Genomic DNA, 4,629 nt, shown 5'->3' with positions numbered 1-4,629 from the left:
TGAACGCCGGGCTGTGGTTCCGACGGGGTCGCTTGCTCATCTTGCCTCCTGCTTACGGCCAGCATGGCCGCTGTCAGATCGACAATCCACTTATCCACGCTGTTCAAATTCCCCGAGCCACCTCATACGCTAAGGGCTGACCGGCGTTGTGATAGGAAGACGCGTCAGGGGAGTGTCAGTAAAACTCCTGCAGCGTGATCGGTAGAATACGGCCGTCGCACATCGTCAGCGGGATCACCTTGCCCGCCGGCCCCAAACTCCATGTTCTCAGCGGCGACCGATCATCGGCCGTGATCCTCGTCCCGTCGATCGCGCAGATGCGGTCGCCAGCGCGCAACCTCAGGGCTTCGGCAGGGGACCCCTTCATCACATGGACGATCTGCAACCCGGCGTCCGACCACATACCCTGTATGCCGGACATCGTGATGGGATCGGACGTGGGGGAAACGGATCGTGGCGACAGGACCATCACCCGCTGTCCGATGTCCAGGAAGATGTTGAAGCGGTTGAGCAGCTTCATGCCGATGCGGGCTTCGTCCCCAGGAACAAGCGGCGCCGGCTCGAACATCATGGGGACTTTGTCGAATACCTTACTCCCGAACCGAACGCCGTCGACGCGGCCCAGCTCCGACAGGATTACATCGCCGCTCAAACCGGTGGATGCGATATCCGTCAGACGCAGTGGCGCATCTGATAAGTGCCAGGCGCTCTTGGTGATCGCCATGCTGGCGTCATCTCCGGTGTCGATCATGACGGACGACAGCAGGTGTTTTCCAATAAAGAGCTTTGTGCTCAATCCGCGTCCGTGGTCGCGCAGTTCGACCGGCACGATATCCCCCGAAGGATGCGGCGAGCCGCTCGGCTGAAAGCGAATACGATGCTTGTCGAGGTCCAGCGTGACGGCATAGGCTGACAGGAAGTCCACACCGATCACGGCGTCGATCGGTGTGCCCGCAGTCGCCGACAAGGGGCTGAGATCCGTAACCTGAACGGAACCACCGGCCTGCTGAAACCCGGCAATCTGAAGTCGGTCTATGGGCGCTATATAGGCTTGCACCGCATTACCGCCCATCGAGCGGATCTTCTGATAGGGCTGAAGCCGCAGACCGTGTCGCGTCGCCCAGTCGGCATCGACTGTGGTCGTCGGGGCACCGGTATCGACCATCGCCATCAGACGCTGACCGTTCAGCATGATCGGCATGATGACGAGGCCGTCCGCGTCCAGCTCGATCCACCGATCCTGTTGCTGGGGATCGACGGAGGCTACGCCTCGACCGAAGGATAGTGGCGGGGAAGTACTTTGTTGGTGCTGGGCCAAGGCTGGCGTTGCCATCAATACCATCGATACGGCGAGGAAGCGGTATGCGGCCCGTATTTTCGGCATTCTTGTGTCCCCCTATACCAGTGATCGTGATTTGCGCTTCAGCAGCTTCTCGCCGTCCGATCTGATCTCCCCCTTTGGCCCGACGAAGCGGTAGAGCGTCTGGCGGGTGATTCCGAGCTCGGCGCACAGTTCGGCGACCTTGGTTTCGGGTTTGCCCATCGCGGCCTGGGCGAGGCGAAGCTTGGCGGGCGTCATCTTGAACGGGCGGCCCCCGCTGCGCCCGCGGGCACGCGCCGCAGCGAGGCCGGCCTTGGTCCGCTCGACGATCAGCTCGCGCTCGAACTCGGCGAGGCCGGCGAAGATCGCGAAGACGAGGCGGCCGTTGGCGGTGGCGGTGTCGATCGACGCGCCCTCGCCGGCGAGCACCTTGAGCCCGATGCCGCGCCTCGTCAGGTCGCCGACCAAGTTGACGAGGTGCCGCAGGTCGCGCCCCAACCGGTCGAGCTTCCATACCACCAGCGTGTCGCCGTGGCGCAATGCCTTGATGCAGGCGTCGAGCCCTGGCCGGTCGTCACGCTTGCCCGACGCGGCGTCGGTATAAAGGTGATGTTCCAGATCGACCCCGGCCCTCGCCAGCGCATCGCGCTGGAGGTCGATGACCTGGCTGCCGTCCGCCTTCGACACCCGCGCATAGCCGATCAGCACCGTCACTTTAACGAGCGTCCAAGTGACAGATGACGGCAGCGCCGCAAAGCGCCGCCTTCCTGTCACTTAACCAGTCACTCCGGCTATGTCGCGTCAACGTCATCGCGGCATGATTGTGTGACACCAGGGGGAACAGGGTCAAGATGGTCGCGCACATACTGTCGCCGGCGCAGCGCGCCGCGCTGTTCGATCCGCCATCGGACCCAGCCGTGATCGAGCGGCTGTACACGCTTGGCCCAGACGATCTGGTCGAGGTGTTCCGGCGCAGGCGCGCCGCCAACCGGATCGGTTATGCGGTGCAGCTCGGCTAGCTCCGCCATCCCGGCCGGGCGATCGAACCCGGCGAGGTGCCACCTGCGGCGATGCTCGCGGTGCTGGCCGCGCAAATCGGCTGCGCGCCCGACGCCATTGCCGATTATGCCGCACGCGACACAACGCTGCGCGAGCATCGTGCCGCGATCGAACGCAGGCTCGGCCTCCGCGCCTTCGAGCGCGCCGATCGCGTAATGGTCTTCGCAACCGCCAGCGAGGTGGCCGCATCCACCGACCGCTGCGATGCCATCGTCGCGGCCATGGTCGAGCGGTTGCGCGGGGCGGGTGTCGTGCTGCCGGTGCCGGCGGTTCTCGAACGGATCGCGCTGGTCGCCCGCGCGGAAGCGCGGCGGCAGGCGTTCGCCCGGCTCGGCCGCGACCTCACACCGGATCAGGTGGAGCGGCTCGATGCCCTGATGCGGATCGGGGGAACACCCACCCGTTCGCCCCTGGCGTGGATACGCGACTGGCCGGAAGCGCCGGGTGCCGGCAACCTCAAGGCGATCGTCGAACGGCTCGATCATGTCCGTGGCCTCGGCATCGAGGCCGGACGGGCACGGCGCATCCATGCCAGTCGCTATGCCGTGATCGCGCGCGAGGCGGCGATCATGACCGCGCAGCACCTGACACGGCTCGAAGGGCGGCGTCGCCTTGCCACGCTGGTCGCCTTCGCGATCGAGATGGAGGTGGCGCTGACCGACGCCGCCCTCCTGATGGCCGAGAAGCTGGTGGGCGGCATGTTCCGGCGTGCCGATCGCACCCGGTCGGAACGGCTGATCGACCAGGCGCGGCTGTTCCGCGATACCGCCCGCCTGCATATCCGCCTCGGGCGGGTATTGCTCGACGCGCGTGGCACCGGTCGCAATGCGCTGGCGCTCGTCGACGAGCGGATCGGATGGCCGGCGCTCGAACAGAGCCTGCGCGCGGCCGAGGAGCTGACCCGCCCCGGCGAAGACGGCCTCGACGAGGTGGTGGAACGCTACCCGGCGGTTCGCCGCTTCCTGCCGACCTTTCTCGGCGCGTTCTGCTTCCGCACCGCCAGAGTGGGCGATCCGCTGCTCGGCGCGGTCGAACTGCTCCGCACCTTCTATGCGGACGGCCGCACGATCCTGCCGCGCAAGGCGCCCGTGTCGTTCCTCAAGCCCAAATGGCGTCGTGTCGTGCTGCCAACCGATGGTGTGTTCAACCGGCGCGCCTGGGAGATCGCGGTGCTGGTTCACCTGCGTGACCGGCTCGCCTCGGGCGCGGTCTGGGTGGACGGCAGCCGCGCCTATCGCACGCTCGACGACTATCTCCTGCCAGCCCCGGCCTTTGCGACCATGCGCGGCGAAGGGCAGCTCGGCCTCGCGGTAAACGGGAGCGCATCCGATTGGATCACCGCGCACCGGGATCGGCTGCGTCAGCGCATGGACGAGGTGGAGCGTGCGGCAGCCGAAGGAACGCTGCCCGACGCCGCGATCGAGGACGGCCGCCTGACCATCTCGCCGTTGCGGCGCTCGACGCCGGACGAGGCGGAGGAACTGAAGGCCCGCCTCTATTGTCTGTTGCCGCGCATCCGGATCACCGACCTGCTCGCCGAGGTCTCGGCATGGACCGGCTTCGCCGATCGCTTCGTCCATGCCCGCACCGGCATGGCGGCACGCGACCAGCCTGCGCTAATGGGTGCGATCCTCGCCGATGGCACCAACCTCGGTCTGGCCCGCATGGCGGAAAGCTCGCGCGGGCTGACCCATGCCCGGCTGCTGTGGACCGCCGAATGGCATATCCGCGACGAAACCTATGCCGGCGCGCTCGCCGCGATCGTCGACCATCACCATGCCCATCCGCTCAGTCGGCTGTGGGGACCGGGCGACACCTCCTCGTCGGACGGGCAGTTCTTCCGTGCGGGCGGACGCGGTGAGGCCCGCGCCGACCACAATGCCCGCTACGGCAGCGAGCCGGGCGTACTGTTCTACACCCATGTCTCCGACCGCTTCGCGCCCTTCCACAGCAAGGTCATCGCCGCCAATGCCGGTGAGGCCCCGCACGTCATCGACGGGTTGCTCGACCATGAAAGCGGGATCGCGATCCGCGAACATGCGACCGACACCGCGGGCGCCGTCGATCACGTCTTCGGCCTGTGCCAGCTGCTCGGCTTCCGCTTCGCGCCGCGCATCCGCGACCTAGATGTTTGATCCCAGGCTTTGATGGTGCATTATTCACGAGCGAGTGGAAGGATGCACTATGGGCCAGATACTCCATGGGAGCGCCACGACGACTGAGGCAGTCCGTCGAGCGATACAGCATAG

Annotated in this window: 2 protein-coding genes and 1 pseudogene; 1 reads left to right on the top strand and 2 read right to left on the bottom strand. The window is 66.3% G+C overall.

Going from position 1 to position 4,629, the window contains the following annotated elements; all coding sequences use genetic code 11:
• Positions 1 to 175 precede the first annotated feature (175 nt).
• Together ABDV78_RS19430 and ABDV78_RS19425 are read right to left on the bottom strand one after the other, a co-directional pair.
• Entirely contained in the window at positions 176 to 1,384 is a 1,209-nt protein-coding gene (locus ABDV78_RS19430) for an aspartyl protease family protein (RefSeq protein ID WP_343529087.1), read from the bottom strand.
• Between the two features lie 12 nt (positions 1,385 to 1,396).
• The gene (locus tag ABDV78_RS19425) at positions 1,397 to 2,029 is read right to left on the bottom strand and encodes a recombinase family protein (RefSeq protein ID WP_343529088.1); all 633 of its coding nucleotides are present in this window, start codon (positions 2,027 to 2,029) and stop codon (positions 1,397 to 1,399) included.
• 143 nt (positions 2,030 to 2,172) lie between these two features.
• On the opposite strand from ABDV78_RS19425, the pseudogene ABDV78_RS19420 reads away from it, so the two are divergent.
• A pseudogene (locus tag ABDV78_RS19420) lies at positions 2,173 to 4,515 on the top strand (Tn3 family transposase).
• Positions 4,516 to 4,629 lie beyond the last annotated feature (114 nt).

This window comes from Sphingomonas sp. (assembly GCF_039594485.1).
In the GTDB taxonomy this organism is placed as follows: domain Bacteria; phylum Pseudomonadota; class Alphaproteobacteria; order Sphingomonadales; family Sphingomonadaceae; genus Sphingomonas.
The sequence above is the reverse complement of the archived record's forward strand: the minus strand, read 5'-3'. Positions and strand labels throughout refer to the sequence as shown.

Coding starts and splice junctions, on each gene's coding strand:
- ABDV78_RS19430 (WP_343529087.1), bottom strand. CDS start 1,384: ATGCCGAAAATACGGGCCGCATACCGCTTCCTCGCCGTATCGATGGTA.